6 protein-coding genes are annotated in these 18978 nt (G+C 71.5%); all 6 read right to left on the bottom strand.

Annotated elements, in window-relative coordinates:
- Positions 1-3: 3 nt before the first annotated feature.
- The 6 genes from AVR91_RS04080 to AVR91_RS04055 all read right to left on the bottom strand — a co-directional run bounded on the left by AVR91_RS04080 (position 4) and on the right by AVR91_RS04055 (position 18775).
- Complete coding sequence (locus tag AVR91_RS04080) at positions 4-11499, bottom strand: type I polyketide synthase (protein ID WP_063270872.1); 11496 nt, start codon at positions 11497-11499, stop codon at positions 4-6.
- Between the two features lie 353 nt (positions 11500-11852).
- The gene (locus tag AVR91_RS04075; RefSeq protein ID WP_063270873.1) at positions 11853-13388 is read right to left on the bottom strand and encodes a long-chain-fatty-acid--CoA ligase; all 1536 of its coding nucleotides are present in this window, start codon (positions 13386-13388) and stop codon (positions 11853-11855) included.
- Positions 13389-13400: 12 nt separating this feature from the next.
- A complete protein-coding gene (gene hemA / locus AVR91_RS04070) occupies positions 13401-14609 on the bottom strand; it encodes a 5-aminolevulinate synthase (protein ID WP_063270874.1) in 1209 nt (402 codons plus the stop codon).
- Positions 14606-16171, bottom strand: coding sequence for an AMP-binding protein (locus tag AVR91_RS04065; RefSeq protein ID WP_063823074.1), 1566 nt, complete (start codon positions 16169-16171; stop codon positions 14606-14608). The genes hemA and AVR91_RS04065 overlap by 4 nt, the downstream gene beginning before the upstream one ends.
- A gap of 4 nt (positions 16172-16175) precedes the next feature.
- Positions 16176-17399, bottom strand: a complete 1224-nt coding sequence (locus tag AVR91_RS04060; protein ID WP_063270875.1) for a glycosyltransferase — start codon at positions 17397-17399, stop codon at positions 16176-16178.
- A gap of 35 nt (positions 17400-17434) precedes the next feature.
- Positions 17435-18775 carry a UDP-glucose dehydrogenase family protein gene (locus tag AVR91_RS04055; RefSeq protein WP_063270876.1) on the bottom strand — a complete coding sequence of 447 codons (1341 nt, stop codon included), beginning with the start codon at positions 18773-18775 and terminating at the stop codon, positions 17435-17437.
- Positions 18776-18978 lie beyond the last annotated feature (203 nt).

The raw sequence follows: 18978 nt of genomic DNA, 5'->3' as shown, positions 1-18978 counted from the left end.
ACGTCAGGCGGGGTCGGAAGCGTCGAAAGCGAGTGCGATCAGGCGGTCGGCGTCCATCTCGTCGATGTCCGCGCCGTCGGGCGACTCGGTGGGGCGGTAGCCGGGGTCGGCCAGCCGGGTCAGCAGGTCCAGCACGCCGGCTTCGCGGAGCCGGTCGGCGGGCACCGAGGCGAGGACCGCGCCGATGCGGGCGACCTCGTCGTCAACGGCGTCCTCGGCTGGTGCCAGCCGGTCGCCGAGGATCTCGGCGAGCGCGGTGGGCGTCGGATGGTCGAACACGACGGTGGCGGGCAGCCGGAGGCCGGTCGCCGCGTTGAGCCGGTTGCGGAGTTCGACCGCGCTGAGCGAGTCGAACCCCAGCTCCCGGAAGGCCTGCCGGACGCCGACCTGCTCCGGCGAGCCGAAGCCGAGCACCGCGGCGACGTTCGCGCGGATCAGGTCCAGCAGGGCCCGGCCGCGGGCGGCGGGGGCGAGTCCGGCCAACCGGTCGGCGAGGCCGTCGGTCTGGGCTCCGGTAGCCGCGGCGGCCCGGCGGACCGGTGCCTTCACCAATCCCCGCAGCAGCGGGTGCACCTCTTCGCCCCGCAAGGCGGCGAGGTCGATGTGCATCGGCAGCGGCGCCGGTTCGTATCCGGCACGAGCGGCGTCCAGCAGCAGCAGGCCGTCCTCAGTGGACAGAGGACTCATCCCGGACCGCTTGAGCCGGGAGAGATCCGCTTCACCCAGGTGGCCGGTCATCCCGCTCAACTGAGCCCAGAACCCCCACGCGAGCGAGACCGCGGGCAGTCCCTGCGCACGGCGGTGCCGGGCGAGGGCGTCGAGGAAGCTGTTCGCGGCGGCGTAGTTGCCTTGTCCGGCGTCGCCGAACGCGCCGGCGGCCGAGGAGAACAGGACGAACTCGGCGAGATCCGCGTCACGGGTCAGTTCGTGCAGGTTGACCGCGGCGTCGACCTTCGGCCGCAGCACCTTCGCCAGCCGCTCGGGGGTCAGCGTGGCGACGAGGCCGTCGTCCAGGACACCGGCGGCGTGCACGACCCCGGTCAGCGGATGCTCGGCCGGGACGGTGGCGAGCAGGGCGGCCAGCGCCGTCCGGTCGGCCGCGTCGCAGGCGGCGATGGTGACCGAAGCCCCGGCCGCGGTCAGTTCCGCTTCGAGTTCCGCCATCCCGGCCGCCGCACGACCCCGGCGGCCGACGAGCAGCAGGTGCCGGACACCTCGCACGGTGACCAGATGCCGGGCGACCAGTGCGCCGAGTGTCCCGGTGGCGCCGGTGATCAGCACCGTCCCGTTCTCGTCCATTGTGGACGGAATGGTGAGCACGTTCTTGCCGATGTGCTTGGCCTGGCTCATGAACCGGAAGACCTCGGGCGCGCGGCGCGCGTCCCACACCGTCGGCCGGGGCACGGTGAGCGACCCGGCACCGAACAGCTCCAGCAGCTCGGCCAGGATCTCGCCGATCCTCGGCCGTCCCGCGTCGAGCAGGTCGAACGCGCGATACGTGACACCGGGATGCGCGGCAGCGACCTCGTCCGCGTCGCGAATGTCGGTCTTGCCCATCTCCACGAACCGCCCGCCGTCGCCCAGCAGCCGCAGCGACGCGTCGACGAACTCCTTGGCGAGCGAGTCCAGGACGACGTCCATCCGGCCGAACCGGTCCTCGAAGTCCAGCGTGCGGGAGGAGGCGATGTGCTCGTCGTCGAAACCGAGGCCCCGCAGCACTTCCCACTTGCCGGGGCTGGCCGTGGCGAACACCTCGGCGCCGAGGTGGCGGGCCAGCTGGACCGCGGCCATGCCGACACCGCCGGTCGCCCCGTGGATCAGCACCTTCTCCCCCGGCCGGAGCCCGCCGAGGTCGACCAGCCCGTAGTAGGCGGTGAGGAAGACGACCGGCAGTGCGGCCGCTTCGGCGAACGTCCGGTCCGACGGCATTTCCGTCACCGTCCGCCGGTCGGCGATCGCGACCGGGCCGAACGCGCCGTCGAACAGGCCGAACACCCGGTCGCCCGGTTTCAGGCCGGTGACGCCAGGACCGATTTCGGTCACGATGCCCGCGCCCTCGCTACCCATCACCGCGTTGTCCTCGGGATACATGTCGAGGGTGATGAGCACGTCGCGGAAGTTGATCCCGGCGGCCCTGACCTGGATCCGGACCTCGCCGTCGGCGAGCGGCCGGGCGGCCGCGGGCGCCGGGACGAGCGCGAGCTCTTCCAGCGTGCCGCGACGGGGCGCGTCCAGCACCCAGGGGCCTTCGGGCGGGGTCAGCGTGCCGTCGGTGGAGACCTTGGCGAGCCTCGGCACGAGCAGTTCCCCGTCGCGCCACGCGAGCTGTGTCTCACCGGTGGCCAGCACTTCGGCGAGCAATGCCGGTGGAAGGTCGGCGTCGGTATCGAGCAGGACAATCCGGTCGGGGTTCTCGGCCTGCGCGGACCGGACCAGGCCCCAAGCCGCCGCGGCCGGCAGGTCGCGGACGTCCGCGCCGCGGGTGTGCAGCACCAGCCGCGCGTCGGCGAACCGCTCGTCGTCGAGCCAGGCCCGGACCAGGTCCAGCACCCGGGCGGTCGTGCGATGCGTGCTTTCGGTGAGGCCCCCGGCCTCCGCTCCCACCGGCACCAGCACCACGTCGGGGACTTCGGTGAGCGCGGTCAGGTCGCCGTCGGACAGGACCGTGACGGTCGGCGTCCCGATGACTTCCGGCGTGGCCGCCGGAGCCCAGTCGACACGGAACAGCGAGTCCGGACGCCGGGATCCGGGCAGGGCGGCTGGCCGCGTGACGAGGCCTTCGATGGTCGCGACCGGCGCTCCCGCCGGGTCCGCCGCCGTCACCGCGACGGTGTCCGACCCCGCAGTGAGCCGGACCCGCAGGGCGGTGGCGCCGACGGCGTGCACGGTGACCCCGGTCCACGCGAACGGCAGTTCCGCGCCGTCTCCGGACCGGACGGTACCGAGGGCGTGGAGGGCGGCGTCGAGCAACGCCGGATGCAGGCCGAACCGGTCCGCTCCCTCGGCGTCGGGCAGGACGACCTCGGCGAAGACGTCGGAACCCAGGGTCCAGGCCGCTCGCAGCCCCTGGAACGCCGGACCGTAGCCGTAGCCCTGCGCCTCGGCGTCGGCGTAGAAGCCGTCGAGGTCGACGCTCGTCGCGCCGGCGGGCGGCCATTCGGTCAGGCCCTCTCCTGGGGTTTCCTCCGAAGTCAGGAAGCCGGACGCGTGGCGCACCCAGGTGTCGTCACCGGATTCGGCCTGGGAGTGCACGGTGACCTCGCGACGTCCGTCCACTTCGGACCCCAGGACGACCTGGACGCGGACGCCGCCCTGCTCGGGAAGCGGCAGCGGGGCTTCGAGAGTCAGCTCGTCGATCCGGCCGCAGCCCGCGTGGGTTCCGGCCTGCAACGCCAGCTCCACGAACGCCGTACCCGGCAGCAGCACCGTGCCCTGCACCGCATGGTCGACCAGCCATGGCTGGGCGGCGGTCGAGATCCGGCCGGTGAGCAGCAGGCCGCCGGAACCCGGCAGCGCGGTCGCGGCGGTGAGCAGCGGATGCCCGGTGGCGCCGAGACCGAAACCGGCGGCGTCGCCCGGTTCCCCGGCATCGGTGAGCCAGAACTCCTGATGCTGGAAGGCATAGGGCGGCAGATCCACCCAACCCGCCTCGGGCAACAACGCGGCCCAGTCGGGGCTGAGGCCGTGGACGTGCGCCTCCGCCAAGGAGGTGACGAACCGGGTCGGTCCACCCTCGTCACGGCGAAGGCTCGCGAGCGCGACGGCGGGCACGGCGGCCTCTTCGACGAGTTCGGTCAGCCCGGCGACCAGCACCGGATGCGGGCTCGTCTCGACGAAGAACCGGAACCCGTCCGCGACGAGACGCCGTACCGCCTGGTCGAACCGGACGGTGGCCCGGAGGTTGCGGAACCAGTAGGCCGCGTCGAGCGTGCTCGTGCCGATCGGCTCACCGGTGACGGTCGAATACATCGGAAGTTCGGCCTCGCGCGGTGTGATTCCGCTCAGCGCCGTCACGACCTCCTGTTCGATCGCGTCGACGTGAGCCGAGTGCGACGCGTAGTCCACCGGGACCCGCTTCGCCCGCACGTCGAGCAGTTCACACCGCTTGAGCAGCGCCTCCAGCCCGGCGACGTCCCCGGACACGACGACGGAAGCCGGGCCGTTCACCACGGCCACGGAAACACCGTCGGGCAGCAGTTCCCGGACGCGATCCTCGGAGGCCGCGACCGAAACCATCCCGCCCAGGCCGGACAACGCCAGGATCGCCTTGCTGCGCAGGCAGACCACGCGTGCGGCGTCTTCCAGCGACAGCGCGCCCGCGACATACGCGGCCGCGATCTCGCCCTGCGAATGCCCGACCACGGCGGCGGGTTCGATCCCGCACGCGCGCCAGAGCCGGGCCAGCGACACCATCACCGCGAACAGCACCGGCTGGACGACGTCGACCCGTTCCAGCGCCGCCGCGTCGGACAGGACGTGCGTCAGCTTCCAGTCCACATGGGAGAGCAGTGCGGCCTCGCAGTCGGCCATCGCCTCGGCGAACACTGCCGACGATCCCAGCAGGTCCACCGCCATCCCGGTCCACTGCGAACCCTGGCCGGGGAAGACGAAGACGGCCTTGCCGTTCTCGGCGACCCCACCGACCACGTGAGGCGCGGGGACGGCGTCGGCGAGCGCGCGAAGCCCGGCGATCAACCCGGCGCGGTCACCGGCCACCACCACGGCACGGTGGTCCAGCGCGGACCTGGTCACCGCGAGCGCGCGGGCTACCGCTGGCAGGGAGACGTCGTCGGCGAGGTGCCCGGCGAGCCGGTCCGCCTGCGCGGCCAAGGCGGCGGACGTCTTTCCGGACAGGACGAACGGCAGCACGTCCCCACCGAGCGGCGACGTGTCCGAAGTGGACTGCTCGATCGGCTCCGCCTGCTCCAGGACGACGTGCGCGTTGGTCCCGCTGATCCCGAACGACGACACCGCCGCACGCCGGGGCCCACCGTTTTCCGGCCAGGCCACGGGCTCACTGAGCAGGGTCACGTTCCCGGACGTCCAGTCGACCTTGGTCGTCGGCATGCCGAGGTTGAGCGTGCGGGGCAGCACACCATGGTGCATCGCCTGCACCATCTTGATGATCCCGCCGACGCCCGCCGCGGCCTGCGTGTGACCGAGGTTCGACTTCAGCGAACCCAGCCACAGCGGCCGGTCGCGGTCCTGGCCGTAGGTGGCGAGCACCGCCTGCGCCTCGATGGGATCGCCCAGCGGCGTCCCGGTGCCGTGCGCCTCCACAGCGTCCACTTCGGACGGTTTGAGACCGGCGTCCGCCAAGGCCCGGCGGATCACCCGTTGCTGCGACGGCCCGCTCGGTGCGGTGAGGCCGTTCGACGCGCCGTCCTGGTTGACCGCGCTCCCCCGGACGATCGCGAGGACGCGATGGCCATTTCGGCGGGCGTCGGAAAGGCGCTCCACCAGGAGCATCCCGACGCCTTCGCTCCACACCGTGCCGTCGGCGTCGTCCGAAAAGGACTTGCAGCGGCCGTCGGGAGCGAGACCGCGCTGACGGCTGAAGTCCACGAAGACCTCGGGCGTGGCCATCACGGTCACCCCGCCCGCCAGTGCCATCGAGCACTCACCGCGCCGCAACGCCTGCGCGGCCAGATGCAGCGCCACCAGCGAGGACGAACAGGCCGTGTCGATCGTGACCGCCGGGCCTTCCAGCCCGAAGGTGTAGGCGACCCGGCCGGAGTGGATGCTGGCCGAGGTCCCGTTGCCGAGGTAACCCTCGACGTCGTCGGGCACGCGGTTCAGCCCGGTCGCGTAGTCGTGGTACATCACCCCGGCGAACACGCCGGTTCCACTGCCACGCAAGGACTTCGGGTCGATCCCGGCCCGTTCGACGGCTTCGTGGGAGATCTCCAGCAGCAGCCGCTGCTGCGGGTCCATCGCCAGTGCTTCCCGCGGCGAGATCCCGAAGAAGCCCGGATCGAACTGCCCGGCGTCGTGCAGGAAACCGCCCTCACGCACGTAGGTCGTGCCGCGGTGGTCGGGGTCGGGGTGGTAGACGCCGTCGGTGTCCCAGCCGCGGTTCTCGGGGAACCGGCTGATGCCGTCGTTCCCGTCGGCGACCAGGCGCCACAGGTCGTCGGGTGTGCTCACCCCGCCCGGATAACGGCAGGCCATGCCGATGATCGCGATCGGCTCGTCGGCTTCGACCGGACCAGGCTCGTCCCGAGCCGGAGCGGATCCGGCGGCGAGGAAGGTCGCGACCGCACGCGGGTTCGGGTGGTCGAACACCAGCGTCGGCGCGATCTTCAGCCCGGTGGCCGCGATCAGCCGGTTGCGCAGTTCCACGGCGGCGAGCGAATCGAAACCGACCTCGGTGAACGCGCGGTCCGGGTCGGTCGCGTTGGCGTCAGGGTGCCCCAGGACGGCCGCGACCGTCGTGCGGACGAGGTCGAGCAGGGCAGCCTCGTCCAGTCCGCGCGGTGCGGCCGACGGCGCCGGGCGGGTGACCCGGACGAGTCCACTGAGGACGGCCGGAAGTCCTTCGGCGGTGGCGCGGGCGCGCAACACGGCACGGTCCATCCGCATCGGCAGCAGCACCGGCCGGTCCGCCGCCAGCGCGGCGTCGAACAGCGCGAGTCCGTCCACTTCGGACAGTGCGCGCTGGCCGGAGCGCTCGATCCGGCGCAGCCCCGCCTCGTCGAGCCGTGCGCCCATCCCGGTGGCCCACAGGCCCCAGCCCAGTGCGACGCCGGGGAGGCCTTCCGCACGGCGGCGGAGGGCGAGCGCTTCGAGGAAGGCGTTGGCCGCCGCGTAGTTGGCCTGTCCGGCCCCGTCGAAGGTGGCCGCGGAGGAAGAGAACAGCACGAACGCCGACAGGTCGAGGTCGCGGGTGAGTTCGTCCAGGACGAGCGCGCCGGTGACCTTCGGCCGCAGGACGGCCGCCAGCCGCTCGTGGTCGAGCGTGGTGATGGTCGCGTCGTCGAGCACACCGGCGGCGTGGACGACCGCCGACACCGGATGCTCGGCGAGCAGTGCCGCGACGGCATCGCGGTCGGCGATGTCGCAGGCGGCGACGGTGACGTCGGCGCCCAGCGCGGTGAGGTCGTCGACGAGCGGGCCCGCGGCACCGCGACGGCTCACGAGAAGCAGGCTGCGTACCTCGTGCCGCTCGACCAGGTGCCGGGCCAGCAGCCCGGCGAGACCGCCGGTCCCGCCGGTGATCAGCACCGTGCCGCCGGTGGTGAACGACGCCGGCGCCGGGCTCGGCACACGCGTCAGCCTGGGGACCAGCACCACGCCGTCGCGGACGGCGAACTCGGGTTCGCCGGAAGCCAGTCCGGCGGCGAGGCCGTCTTCCCCTGCGACATCGGCCAGCACGAGCCGGTCCGGGTGTTCGGCCTGCGCGGAACGCACGAGCCCCCACACGGCGGCCGCGGCGGGATCGGGGTTTTCAGTGGTGACGGCGCCGTCGGTGAGCAGCGCCAGCCGGGCCGGGGCGAACCGGTCGTCGGCGAGCCACGTCTGGACGAGGTCCAGCACGCTTTCGAGAGTGGTGCGACGGACGGCGACGACCGGCGGCACGTCGTCGACGGCGGTCAGGTCCGGGTAGAGCCGGTATTCGGCGGCTCCCGACGTTCCGGGAAGCGGGATCCAGTCGACGCCGTAAAGCGCGCCGTCCTGCGCGCGAGGAGCGGTGGAAAGAGGGCGCAGGGCCAGGGACTCCACCGACGCGACGGGTTCGCCCGCGCCGTCCGCCACCTTCAGGGAGACCGAGTACGTCCCGGCTTCGGCACCCGCGACGTGGTTCTCGAGCTTGACGCGCAGAACGTCGGCGCCGCGCGCGTGCAACGTCACGCCGGACCACGCGAACGGCAGCGCCGCGGGGCCTCCACCGCCCCCGGAGCCGAGTTCGAGCACATGCAGGGCCGCGTCCAGCAGCGCCGGATGCACACCGAGCCCACCCTGGGTCTCCGGTACGGCGGCGACCTCGGCGTAGAGGTCGTCACCGGACCGCCACGCGGCGCGCAGGCAGCGGAACGCCGGTCCGTAATCGAGGCCGGAATCGGCGAGCCGGTCGTAAAGATCGGAAAGGTCGAGGGGCTCACCGGCGGGCGGCCACGCCCCGAAGTCGGGAGCGGGTGCCGCGGCGCCGAGCCTGCCCGAAGCGCAGCGCGTCCACTCGTCGTCCTCGGTGTCACGGAAGAAGATCAGGAGCCCGCTGTCCCGGACGGACACCTGAACCTGAACGCCCGCCTCGGAAAGCACCAACGGCACTTCGAGGGTCAGTTCCTCGACACCGCCGGAGCCGGCGAGTTCCGCGGCCCGCAGCGCCAATTCGAGCAGCGCGGTACCCGGCAGCACCACGTCGCCACCGACGACGTGGTCGGCGAGCCAGGGCTGGGTGAGCTGGGACAACCTGCCGGAGAGCAGCAGGGCACCGTCTTCGGCCGTGGTGACCGAGGCCCGGAGGAGCGGATGCCCGGTGTCGCCCAAGCCGTAGGCGCCGGGATCCCCGGCGGCGTCCTGGTCGATCAGCCAGTACCGCTGCCGTTCGAAGGCATAAGTCGGCAAATCGGCCCTCGGGTGTACACCGAACACCTGAGGCCAGCCGAGTTCGGTGCCGCGGACCCACAGCTCGGCCAGCGACGCGGCGAGCGCCTCCGCCTCCGGCCGCGACCCGCGCAGGCTCGGCACGAGCGCCGGTCCCTCACCGTCGAGGACTTCGGCGGCCATCGGCGTCAGCACCGCGTCCGGGCCGAGTTCCAGGAGCACGTCGACGCCGAGTTCGTCCAGCCGCCGCACGCCGTCGGCGAACCGCACCGGGCGGCGCACGTGCTCCACCCAGTATTCCGGCGCCGTCGCCTCGGTGAGCAACTCACCGGACACAGTGGACACCAGCGGGATCGCCGGTTTCCGGAAGGTGAGGATCTCGGCGAACCGGCGGAATTCGTCGAGCATCCCGTCCATGTGGTGCGAGTGGAAGGCATGGCTCACCTTGAGCCGTTTGGTCTTGCGCCCGGCGAACGCGGCGGCGAGCTCCTCGACCGCGGCCTCGTCGCCGGAGACGACCACCGACCGCGGGCCGTTGACGGCCGCGATCGCGAGGCGTTCGTCCAGCAGCGGCAGGATCTCGTCCTCGCTCGCCTGCACGGCGAGCATCGCGCCGCCCTCGCGCGTGTCCTGCATCAGGCGTCCCCGCGCGGCGACGAGCGCGGCGGCGTCGGAGAGCGAGAGCATGCCGGAGACGTGCGCGGCGGCGAGTTCGCCGATCGAGTGCCCGGCGACGTAGTCGGGGCGCAGGCCCCAGTGCTCGTACAGCCGGAACAGCGCGACCTCGACGGCGAACAGCGCGCACTGCGCGTATTCGGTGCGGTGCAGCAGCCCGGCTTCCTCGGTGCCCTCGTCGGCGAACACGATCTCGGCCAGCGGCCGGTCCAGTTGCAGGTCGAGATGCCCGCAGGCGTCGTCGAAGGCGGCGGCGAACACCGGGAACCGGCGGTGCAGTTCGCGGCCCATCCCGGCGCGCTGGCTGCCCTGGCCGCTGAAGACGATCCCGATCCGCGCCGTCCCGTGGACCAGGCTCGGCAGAGCTTCACCGGTGGCCAACGCGTCCAACCCGGCCAACAGTCCCGCGCGGTCGGCGGCCGTCACCACCGCCCGCCACTCCAGGGCGGACCGGGTGGTCGCGAGCGCGGCGGCGATGGCGGGGAGGTCACTGTCCGGCAGGTCTTCACGCAGCCGGGCGGCCTGACGGCGCAGGGCTTTCTCGTCGCGGCCGCTGACGGGGAACAGCCAGGTGGGCCACGCTTCCGGCGCCGGCTCGGGCTCGTCCTCGGCGGGGGCCTGTTCGAGGACGGTGTGCGCGTTGGTCCCACTCATCCCGAACGACGACACCGCCGCACGGCGAGGCGCACCGGTCTCCGGCCAAGCCGCGGCCCCGCCGAGCAACTCGACGGCGCCGGACGACCAGGCGACCTTCGGGGTGGGCTCGTCGGCGTGCAGGGTCTTGGGCAGCACACCGTGCCGCATCGCCTGCACCATCTTGATCACCCCGGCCACCCCGGCGGCCGACTGGGTGTGCCCGATGTTCGACTTGACCGAGCCGAGGAGCAACGGGCGCTCACGGTCGCGGCCGTAGGTCGCCAGCAGTGCCTGCGCCTCGATCGGGTCGCCGAGGACGGTACCGGTGCCGTGCGCTTCGACAGCGTCCACTTCGGACGGTGCGAGCCCGGCGTTCGCCAGCGCGCGCCGGATCACCTTCTGCTGCGCGGCGCCGTTGGGCGCGGTGAGGCCGTTGCTGGCGCCGTCGGAGTTGATCGCGGTGCCGCGGACGACGGCGAGGACGCGGTGCCCGTTGCGCCGGGCGTCGGAAAGCCTTTCCAGCACCAGCATCCCGACACCTTCGGACCAGCCGGTGCCGTCGGCAGCGGCGGAGAACGGCTTGCAGCGCCCGTCCGGCGCGAGCCCGCGCTGACGACTGAAGGCGAGGAAACCGCCGGGGCTCGACATCACCGCGACGCCGCCGGCCACCGCGATCGGGCACTCCCCCAGCCGCAGTGCCTGCCCGGCCAGGTGCAGGGCGACCAGCGACGACGAGCACGCGGTGTCCACGGTGACCGTCGGGCCCTCGAACCCGAAGGCGTACGAGACGCGGCCGGACGCGACACTCGCCGCGTTACCGGTCAGCAGATAGCCCTCGAGACCTTCTTCCGCGCCACCGAGACGCGGTCCGTATTCCTGGGTCTCGGCGCCGACGAACACGCCGGTCGCGCTCCCCCGCAAGGTGGCGGGGTCGATCCCCGCCCGCTCGAAGGCCTCCCACGACGTCTCCAGCAGGAGCCGCTGCTGCGGATCCATCGCCAGCGCCTCACGCGGCGAGATCCCGAAGAAGCCCGCGTCAAAATCCCCCGCGCCGTCGAGGAAACCACCTCGGCGGGTGTAGGTCTTGCCGGGCACCCCGGGGTCGGGGTCGTACAGCGACTCCACGTCCCAGCCACGGTCGGCCGGGAAGTCCGACGTCGCGTCCCCACCCTCGGTGACCAGCCGCCAGAGGTCCTCCGGCGAAGCGATACCACCGGGATAACGGCAGGCCATGCCGACGATCGCGATCGGCTCGTCGTCGGCGATCGCCTGGTAGCCCTCGATCTCGGCCACGGCCTCACCGGCGAGCAGATCACGCAGATGACCGGCGAGCGCCGACGGCGTCGGGTGGTCGAAGACCAGCGTCACCGGCAGCTCCAGCGCGGTGGCCGCGGAGATCCGCCGGTGCAGTTCCACCGCCGCGAGGGAATCGAACCCGAGTTCGGCGAAGGGCGTGCCGGGCGCGGCCGTCCCCGACCCCGGCTTCGCCTCCAGCACCGCTTCGGTCTCGGCGACGACCAGCGCGGCGAGCGCCCGCCGCCGCTCCCCGTCCGGGGTTGCGTCGAAAGCGGCCAGCACCGTGGCCCAGTCCGGCCGAACACGTCGAGTTCGCAGAATCAGTTCGTCTCGCATGGTCCGCATTTCGGGTTCGAGGATGGGATTCCGAAGCTAGTGCGGGAACGGACCCCTTTCGCACCCCTACGTCCCCCTGTTCACCGTCGGGCGCGGGGCGCGGGCAGGGGTCGGCGCGGCGGCGGCGTGTTGCGAAAGCCACTTTCGCAACGTTGAAGGTTGGGAAAGTGGCTTTCGCAACGTCGGCGAGCGGTCTGGGCGCACGTCGCGAAAGCCACTTTCGCGACGTGTGATGTCCCGAAAGTGGCTTTCGCAACACACAGCCCCGTATCCGACTGGGGCGAAGGCTCCCTTCACCGCGTGTGATGCGGCGAAGGGAGCCTTCAGCCCACAGCCGAGCCGAGGCGCCGGCCGCACAGGAGTCAGTGCCCGAGGAGGTCCGCCAGTTCCCGCTTGAGGATCTTGCCGCTGGGCCCGAGCGGCATCGCGTCCAGGAACTCCACCCGGCGCGGATACTTGTAGGCCGCGACGCGCTTCTTGCTCCACGCCACCAGTTCCGCCGCCAGCTCCGGCCCGGGCTCCCGGCCGGGAGCCGTCACGACGACGGCACAGACCTCCTCGCCGTACCGCTCGTCCGGCACGCCGACGACCGCGACCTGGGCGATCGCGGGATGCCTGGCCAGCACTTCCTCGATCTCGCGCGGATACACGTTGTAGCCGCCACGGAGGATCATGTCCTTCTTGCGGTCCACAATGGACAGATAGCCGTCGTCGTCGAGGAAGCCAAGGTCACCGCTGCGGAACCAGCCGTCCACGATCGCGGACGCCGTGGCCTCGGGGCGGTTCAGGTAGCCCGCCATCACGTTGTGGCCCCGGACGACGATCTCGCCGACCTCGCCCGGCGGCACGGGCTCGATCCGGTCTTCGGTCTCGGCACGCGCGATGGCGACGTCCACGCCCCAGATCGGTTTGCCGACGGTGCCCGCGCGGGTCGGCCACGCACGCTGGTTGTAGGCCACCACGGGCGAGGTCTCGGTGAGGCCGTATCCCTCGTAGATCGGGCAGTCGAACACGGCCTCGAACCGCTCCAGCAGCGCCACAGGCAGCGACGAACCACCGGAGAAGGCCCGGTCGAGTTTGGGCCGCCGCGGCTCGTCCTCAGCGGCCTCCAGCAACGCGACGTACATCGTCGGCACGCCCATGAACAGCGAGCAGTTCTGCTCCACCATCAGTTCCAGCGCGGCGCGCGCGTCGAACCGCGACATCAGCACCATCGTCGCGCCGGCGCGGAAACAGGTCGCCATCCCGCAGATCTGGCCGAAGGTGTGGAACAGCGGCAGGCAGCCGAGCAGCACGTCGTCGGCGTGGAAGTCGAACGGCGACAGCATCGTGGTGGAGACGTTCAGCACGATGCTCAGGTGGGTCAGCATCGCGCCCTTGGGTTTGCCGGTGGTCCCCGAGGTGTAGAGGATCAGCGCGAGGTCCGAGGGTTCGCGCGGTTCGTACCGCTCGATCTCGGCGGCCGCCCCGGCGAGGACGTCGAGGCGGAGGCGGCCGGTGTCGAAGTCCTCCAGCATCGTCAGGACTTCGACACCGGCCGCGTCCGCGGCCTCGCCGCCCTGCTCCAGCAGGGCGGCTCCGCAGATCAGCACCCGGGCGTCACAATCGCTGAGGATGTAGTGGATCTCCTCCGCGACGAGCAACGTGTGCACCGGCACGACGACCGCGCCGAGCGCCAGCGCACCGAAGTAGACCATCGGGAACTCCGGCGTGTTCGGCAGGAGCAGCACGACCCGGTCGCCGGCGGCGACTCCCTGGTCCCGGAGCGCGGAGGCGTACCTCTTCGCCCCGGCCCAGAGTTCCCGGTAGGAGAACGGTTCCCCGTCGAACACGAGCGCGGGGTGGTCCGGCCGCCTGCCCGCCGAATCGGCGAGGACGGCCGCGAGGGACAAGGACACCGGTCTCCCCTCTCAGCCGCGCGGCAGGCCGAGATCCAGCCAGATCTGGTCCAGCGCCTCGACCATTTTCTGCACGTCGCTGCCGGTGTGCACCGCCGACGGGGCCGTGCGCAGGATCTCCTGTCCGAACGGGACACTCGGCGCGTTGATCGACTGGATGTAGATCCCGTGCCGCTGCAACAGCAGTTCGTGCACCTTCTTGCACAGCGCGTCGTCCCCGACCAGGATCGACACGATATGCGACTCGTCCGAAAGGAACGGGATGCCGCGTTCGGCGAGCAGTTTGTGCAGCAGCTGCGCGTTGTCGGCGAGGATCTCGCGCTCCCGCTCCGACGAACGCAGGTGCCGCACGGCGGCGAGCGCTCCGGCGGCCACGGCGGGCGGCAGCGCGGTGGTGAAGATGAACGAACGCGAGTGGGTGCGCACGGCGTCGATCAGCGCGGCGGGCCCGGCGATGTACCCGCCGGTGGTGCCGAAACCCTTGGCCAGCGTGCCCATCACGACGGTGAACTCGTCGGCGATCCCCTCGCGCGCGGCGATCCCGGCGCCTTCGGGCCCGTACATCCCGACGGCGTGCACTTCGTCCACATAGGTCATGGCGTCGTACTGCTTCGCCAGCGCGGCGAATTCGGCCAGCGGCGCGATGTCGCCGTTCATCGAGTAGACCGACTCGAACACGATCATCTTCGGCCGGTCCGCCGGGGCGGCGGCGAGCAGCTCGGCCAGATGCGCGACGTCGTTGTGACGGAAGATCTTCTTCTCCGCACCGCTGTGCCGCAACCCGTCGATGATCGAAGCGTGGTTCTTCTCGTCGGAGAACACGATGCAGTCCTCGGGACGGCCCGCCAGCACGGTCAGCGAACCGTCGTTGGCGGTGTAGCCGGAGGTGAACAGCAGCGCGTCCTCTTTGCCGTGCAGTTCGGCCAGTTCGCGTTCCAGCGCCACGTGGTAGTGGTTGGTGCCCGCGATGTTGCGCGAACCACCCGCCCCCGCGCCGAACCGCTCGACGGCCTCCTTCATCGCGGAGAGCACGTCCGGGTGCTGGCCCATGCCGAGGTAGTCGTTGCTGCACCAGACGTTGATCTCGGCAACCGCCTCGGCCTCCTCGTACCGGCTGGCCGCCGGGAACCGGCCCGCCTGCCGCCCGATCTCCAGGAAGTCGCGTTTCTGCAGCACTTCGCCTTGCAGGGTGCGCTGGAAGGACTCCAGGTAGGTGGTCATGACGTCAACTCGCTCTCTGGCTCGGCGTGGCTGGACTTGGTGGCGGGTTTCGCCTCTTCGCGGAGGCGGAGCTTGTCCGGCTTCCCCGCGTCGGTCAGCGGAAGCTCGGCGCGGAGCCGGATCTCCGCCGGTACGTGGCTCGGGGACAGCACCCGCGCGACGTGCGCGGCCAGGTCGGCGGGATCCACGTCCCTGCCCCGGCGCGGCACCGCGATCGCGTGCATGTACTCGACGTTGTCCTCGTCGGCGACCCCGAACACCGCGGCCTGCGCGACGTCCGGATGGGCCAGCAGCGCGTTCTCGACCTCGGCCGGATACACCTTGATGCCGTTGGTCTTGATCATGTCGGCGAGCCGGTCGACCAGGTACAGGTAGCCGTTCTCGTCGAGATAGCCGACGTCGCCGGTGTGCAGCCAGCCGTCGATGAGGACCTTCGAGGTCAGGTCGGGCCGCTTCCAGTAGCCGTCCATCATCATCGGCGACCGGACGCAGATCTCCCCGGTCTTCCCGGCGGGCAGCTCGTGCCGCACGTGCGGGTCGCGGATCCCGACCTGGACGAACGGGACCGCCTTGCCGACCGTGGTGAGCAGTTCCGGTTTCAGGTGCTCTTCCGGCGAAAGCGCGGCGATCACCCAGCTTTCGGTGGTGCCGTAGATCTGGATCAACTTCGCGCCGAACACCTCCGCGGCCCGGGAGAGCCGCACCGGGGAGGCCGGGCTCCCGCCGTAGTACAGCTCGCGCAGGCTGGAATGGTCGGTGGCGCCCAGTGCCGGATGGTCGAGCAGGTCGTAGAGCTGCGGGGTGGCCAGGTAGACCCGGTTGACCCGGTGGCGTTCCACGGCTTCGAGCACGGCGCCGGCGTCGAATCCCTCGTGCAGGACGATCATCCCGCCGGAGGCGACCGCGTCGTCCACTGTGGACGAGACGGAATGGCTGAGCGGCGTGGTGACCAGCATCGTGCAGCGTTCGGTCATGTGCCGGGCCTTGGTGACCACCGCGCCCAGTCCGCCGAACCCGCGGCCGATGCCCTTGGGCCTGCCGGTGGTCCCGCTGGTGTAGGTCAGCACGGCGGTGCCCTCGGCTCGCGGCTCGACCTCGCTCGCGGTCCCGGTGAGGTCGGCGACGTCGTCGCCGAAGTCCCCGAAAGCCGCCAGCGCCGCCGGTTCCGCCATGGCGTCGCGGATCTTCCTGGCCCGGTCGAGGTTCGCCGCGTCGGTGAGCAGGACGGTGGTGCCGGTGTCGTCGACGATCTCGACCTGCGTGGCGACCGGGAGTTCGTCCAGCGGATCGGCGGCGTTGATCCCGCGCAGGTGCACCACGGTGGCGCCGATCAGGTTGGCGGCGTACCGGCCGATCAGTGTCGCCGGGCTGTTCCCCACGGTCAGCAGGGCCACCACCCCGCCTTCGCCGGTCCCGCGGTCGCGCAGCGCGGCGGCGGCACCGGTGATCGCCGCGGCGAATTCCGCCGACGTCAGCGCTTCGTCGCCGTAACGCAACGCGATCTCGTCCGAGCGGGTGGAAAGCACGTCCAGCAGCTGGCTGACGTAGTGGTCGATCTGCACCGCGCTACTCCGTTCCCGCGGCCCGGCCGGCGAGCTTTTCGAGATGGGCCACGGCGGATTCCACGCCCGGCATGGTCAGGCTCCGCCGCTGGGCCCGTGCGACGGTGGCCGCGATCGTGGCGTCGGCCAGCACCGCGCGGCAGGTCTCGGCGACCGCCTCCGGTGTGGTGGCGGGGATCTGCTTGCCGAACCCGAGCTCCTCGATGCGGCGCGCGTTGTGCGGCTGGTCGCCGAACTGCGGCAGCGTGGCCATCGGGACTCCGGCACGCAGCGCCTCGCGGATGCTGTTGTACCCGGCGTGGGTCAGGAACAGCTGCGCGCATTCGAGCAGCAGCGGCTGCGGCATCCGTTCGACCACGAGCACGTTGTCGCCGACCTGGACGTCGCCGATCGGGAAACCGGCCGTCGCCACCACCGCCGAACAGTCCACACTGGACAGTCCTTCGATCAGGGCGCGGACTGTGACGTCGGGGTCTTCCATCTCCTCCGGCGGGTCGATGCCGAACGCCTTGAACGCGCCGAGCATGGGCAGCGCGGTGCCGACCGAGGCGAGCACCAGCGGCCGGTCCGCGGGCAGCGCGGCGATCTCCGCCGGCAGCACCTCGCCGGTGGCCACCTCCGACGGCTGGCGGTAGGTGAACGGCGTCGGCAGATCGAAGGCGGCGAACGAGGTGTCGGCGGGCAGGCAGTCGAACCGGCCGTAGCGGTGCACCATCCCGGCGTCGGGTTCGGTGGCGAGCCCCAGCTCCTGGCGACGCTCGTTCAGCGGCTCCACCAGGCCCGCCGGGTCGATCAGGTTGCCCGCGCCCGACGGCGCGCTGATGTAGGGGACGCCGAGTTGCTCGGCGACCAGCGCGCCGGACAGCTCCGCGCCGTCGCGCAGCACGATGTCGGGCTGGAACTCCTTGGCCAGTGGATAGAGCTTCTGGTAGGCGGTGGTGACGTGCGGGCCGCTCGCGGTGGCGATCAGCTGTTCGCGCGTGTCCAGCACCCGGCGCGGGGTCCCGGCCGCTTCGGCCTCCTGGCGTTCCTGGACCATCCGCCCGATCGCCTCGACCATCCCCGGGAGCACCGGTTCGATCCGCATCAGCCCGGGTTCGAAGACGTCGGCCAGTTCCGGCGGGGTCACGACGAGCACCTCGTGGCCCGCCTTCGCCGCCGCCCTGGCCAAGGGCAGCACCGCCCGTGCGTGGCCCTGCGAGCCGGTCACGGTGCACAAAACCCGCATGGGGTCCACCTTTCTTTTCTGTCCTTTGAGGACGATCAGGGAACGGGGTCGAGGGACGGCGTGCGCACCGGGTCGACCGGGGGCCTGCCGAAGCCGCGCCAGGCGATGCCGGACCGGCTGAGCGCGTCGGGGTCGAGGTGGTTGCGGGTGTCGACGACGACCGGTCCTTCGAGCAGGCCGGCGATCCGCGGCCAGTCGAGGGCACGGAACTGCGGCCAATCGGTCAGCAGGACGAGCGCGTGCGCGTCCTTCGCGATGTAGTAGGGGTCGTCGACGACCCGGACGCCGGGGATCGGCGGTTCGGCGCCGGTGAGGCCGGGGTCGTATCCGGTCAGCTCCGCGCCGCGCTCGGCCAGCAGCCGGGCGACGCTGAGCGCCGGGGAATCCCGGAGGTCGTTGGTGCCCGCCTTGAAGGTCAGCCCGAGCAGGCCGATCCGCAGACCGGCGAGGTCCGCGTCCGCGTCGAGTCCACAGGCGACGGCGATCCGTTCGACCACCCGGGACGCCTGTTTCGCGTTCCCGGAGATGACCTCGTCGAGCAGGCCGAACTCGAAACCCGCGACCTCGGCGACCTGTTTGAGCGCCATGGTGTCCTTGGGCAGGCAGGAACCGCCCCAGCCCGGACCCGGCGAGAGGAAGGTCGGGCCGATCCGGCGGTCGTAGCCCATGCCTTCGGTGACGTCGCCGATGTCGGCGTCGAGCCGCTCGCACAGTTCGGCGATGGCGTTCACATAGGACAGTTTCGTGGCGAGGAAACAGTTGGCGGCGTACTTGACCATCTCCGCGCTCGCCGCGTCGGTCAGCACCGTCGGGGCGCCGAGCCGGGCGTAGAGCGCCGCGACCCGTTCCGCCGGGCCGCGGGTGTCGGAACCGACGACGATCCGGTCCGGGTTGAGGAAGTCGTGGACGGCGGTGCCCTCGCGGAGGAACTCCGGATTGCTCACCACCGCGACGTCGTCCCGGCCGAGCAGCGCGGCGACCCTGGCCGCGGTCCCGACCGGCACGGTCGACTTGTTCACCAATACACAACCCGGCGAAAGCACGTCACGGACCTTGGTCGCGACGTCGATGACAGCCGACAGATCGGCCATCCCGCCCTCGCCCATCGGAGTGGGTACACAAAGGAACACGGCCTCCGCGGTCTCGACGGCCTCCGCGGCCGACTCGACGAAACCGAGCCGTCCGGCGGCGATTCCCTCGGCGACCAGACCGGGAAGGCCCTTTTCCAGGATGTCGACCTCACCGCGGTTGAGCCGGGCCAATTTGCCGCGATCGGAATCGGTGCATCGGACCCGGTGCCCGAGCGAGGCGAGACACGCCGCGGTGGTCAGCCCGACGTATCCGGCGCCGACGACGGCCACTTGGTAGGAATGCAACGTGAGACACCTTTCAGTCGGCGAAATCCGGCTCCGAATTCCGGGAAAGGGGATTCGGAAGCGAGAGCCGATCGGGCCGGGAATCGGCGGTCCGGCCGATGAACCCGACAGTAGGATCGGCCTCGAAGCGCCAACAACCCCTAGCGACCGGTGCCCACCCCTAATCGCCGGATCCCCGGTTCGGGTGGACCGGGGAATTCCAC

It is taken from the genome of Amycolatopsis keratiniphila subsp. keratiniphila, from assembly GCF_001620365.2.
GTDB lineage: Bacteria > Actinomycetota > Actinomycetes > Mycobacteriales > Pseudonocardiaceae > Amycolatopsis > Amycolatopsis keratiniphila.
This window is presented reverse-complemented; position numbering and strand designations above follow the sequence as displayed.

What these genes read in the sequence shown, in the direction of transcription:
- AVR91_RS04080 (WP_063270872.1), bottom strand. Translation starts at nt 11,499, where the DNA reads ATGCGGACCATGCGAGACGAACTGATTCTGCGAACTCGACGTGTTCGG.
- hemA (WP_063270874.1), bottom strand. Translation starts at nt 14,609, where the DNA reads ATGACCACCTACCTGGAGTCCTTCCAGCGCACCCTGCAAGGCGAAGTG.
- AVR91_RS04060 (WP_063270875.1), bottom strand. Translation starts at nt 17,399, where the DNA reads ATGCGGGTTTTGTGCACCGTGACCGGCTCGCAGGGCCACGCACGGGCG.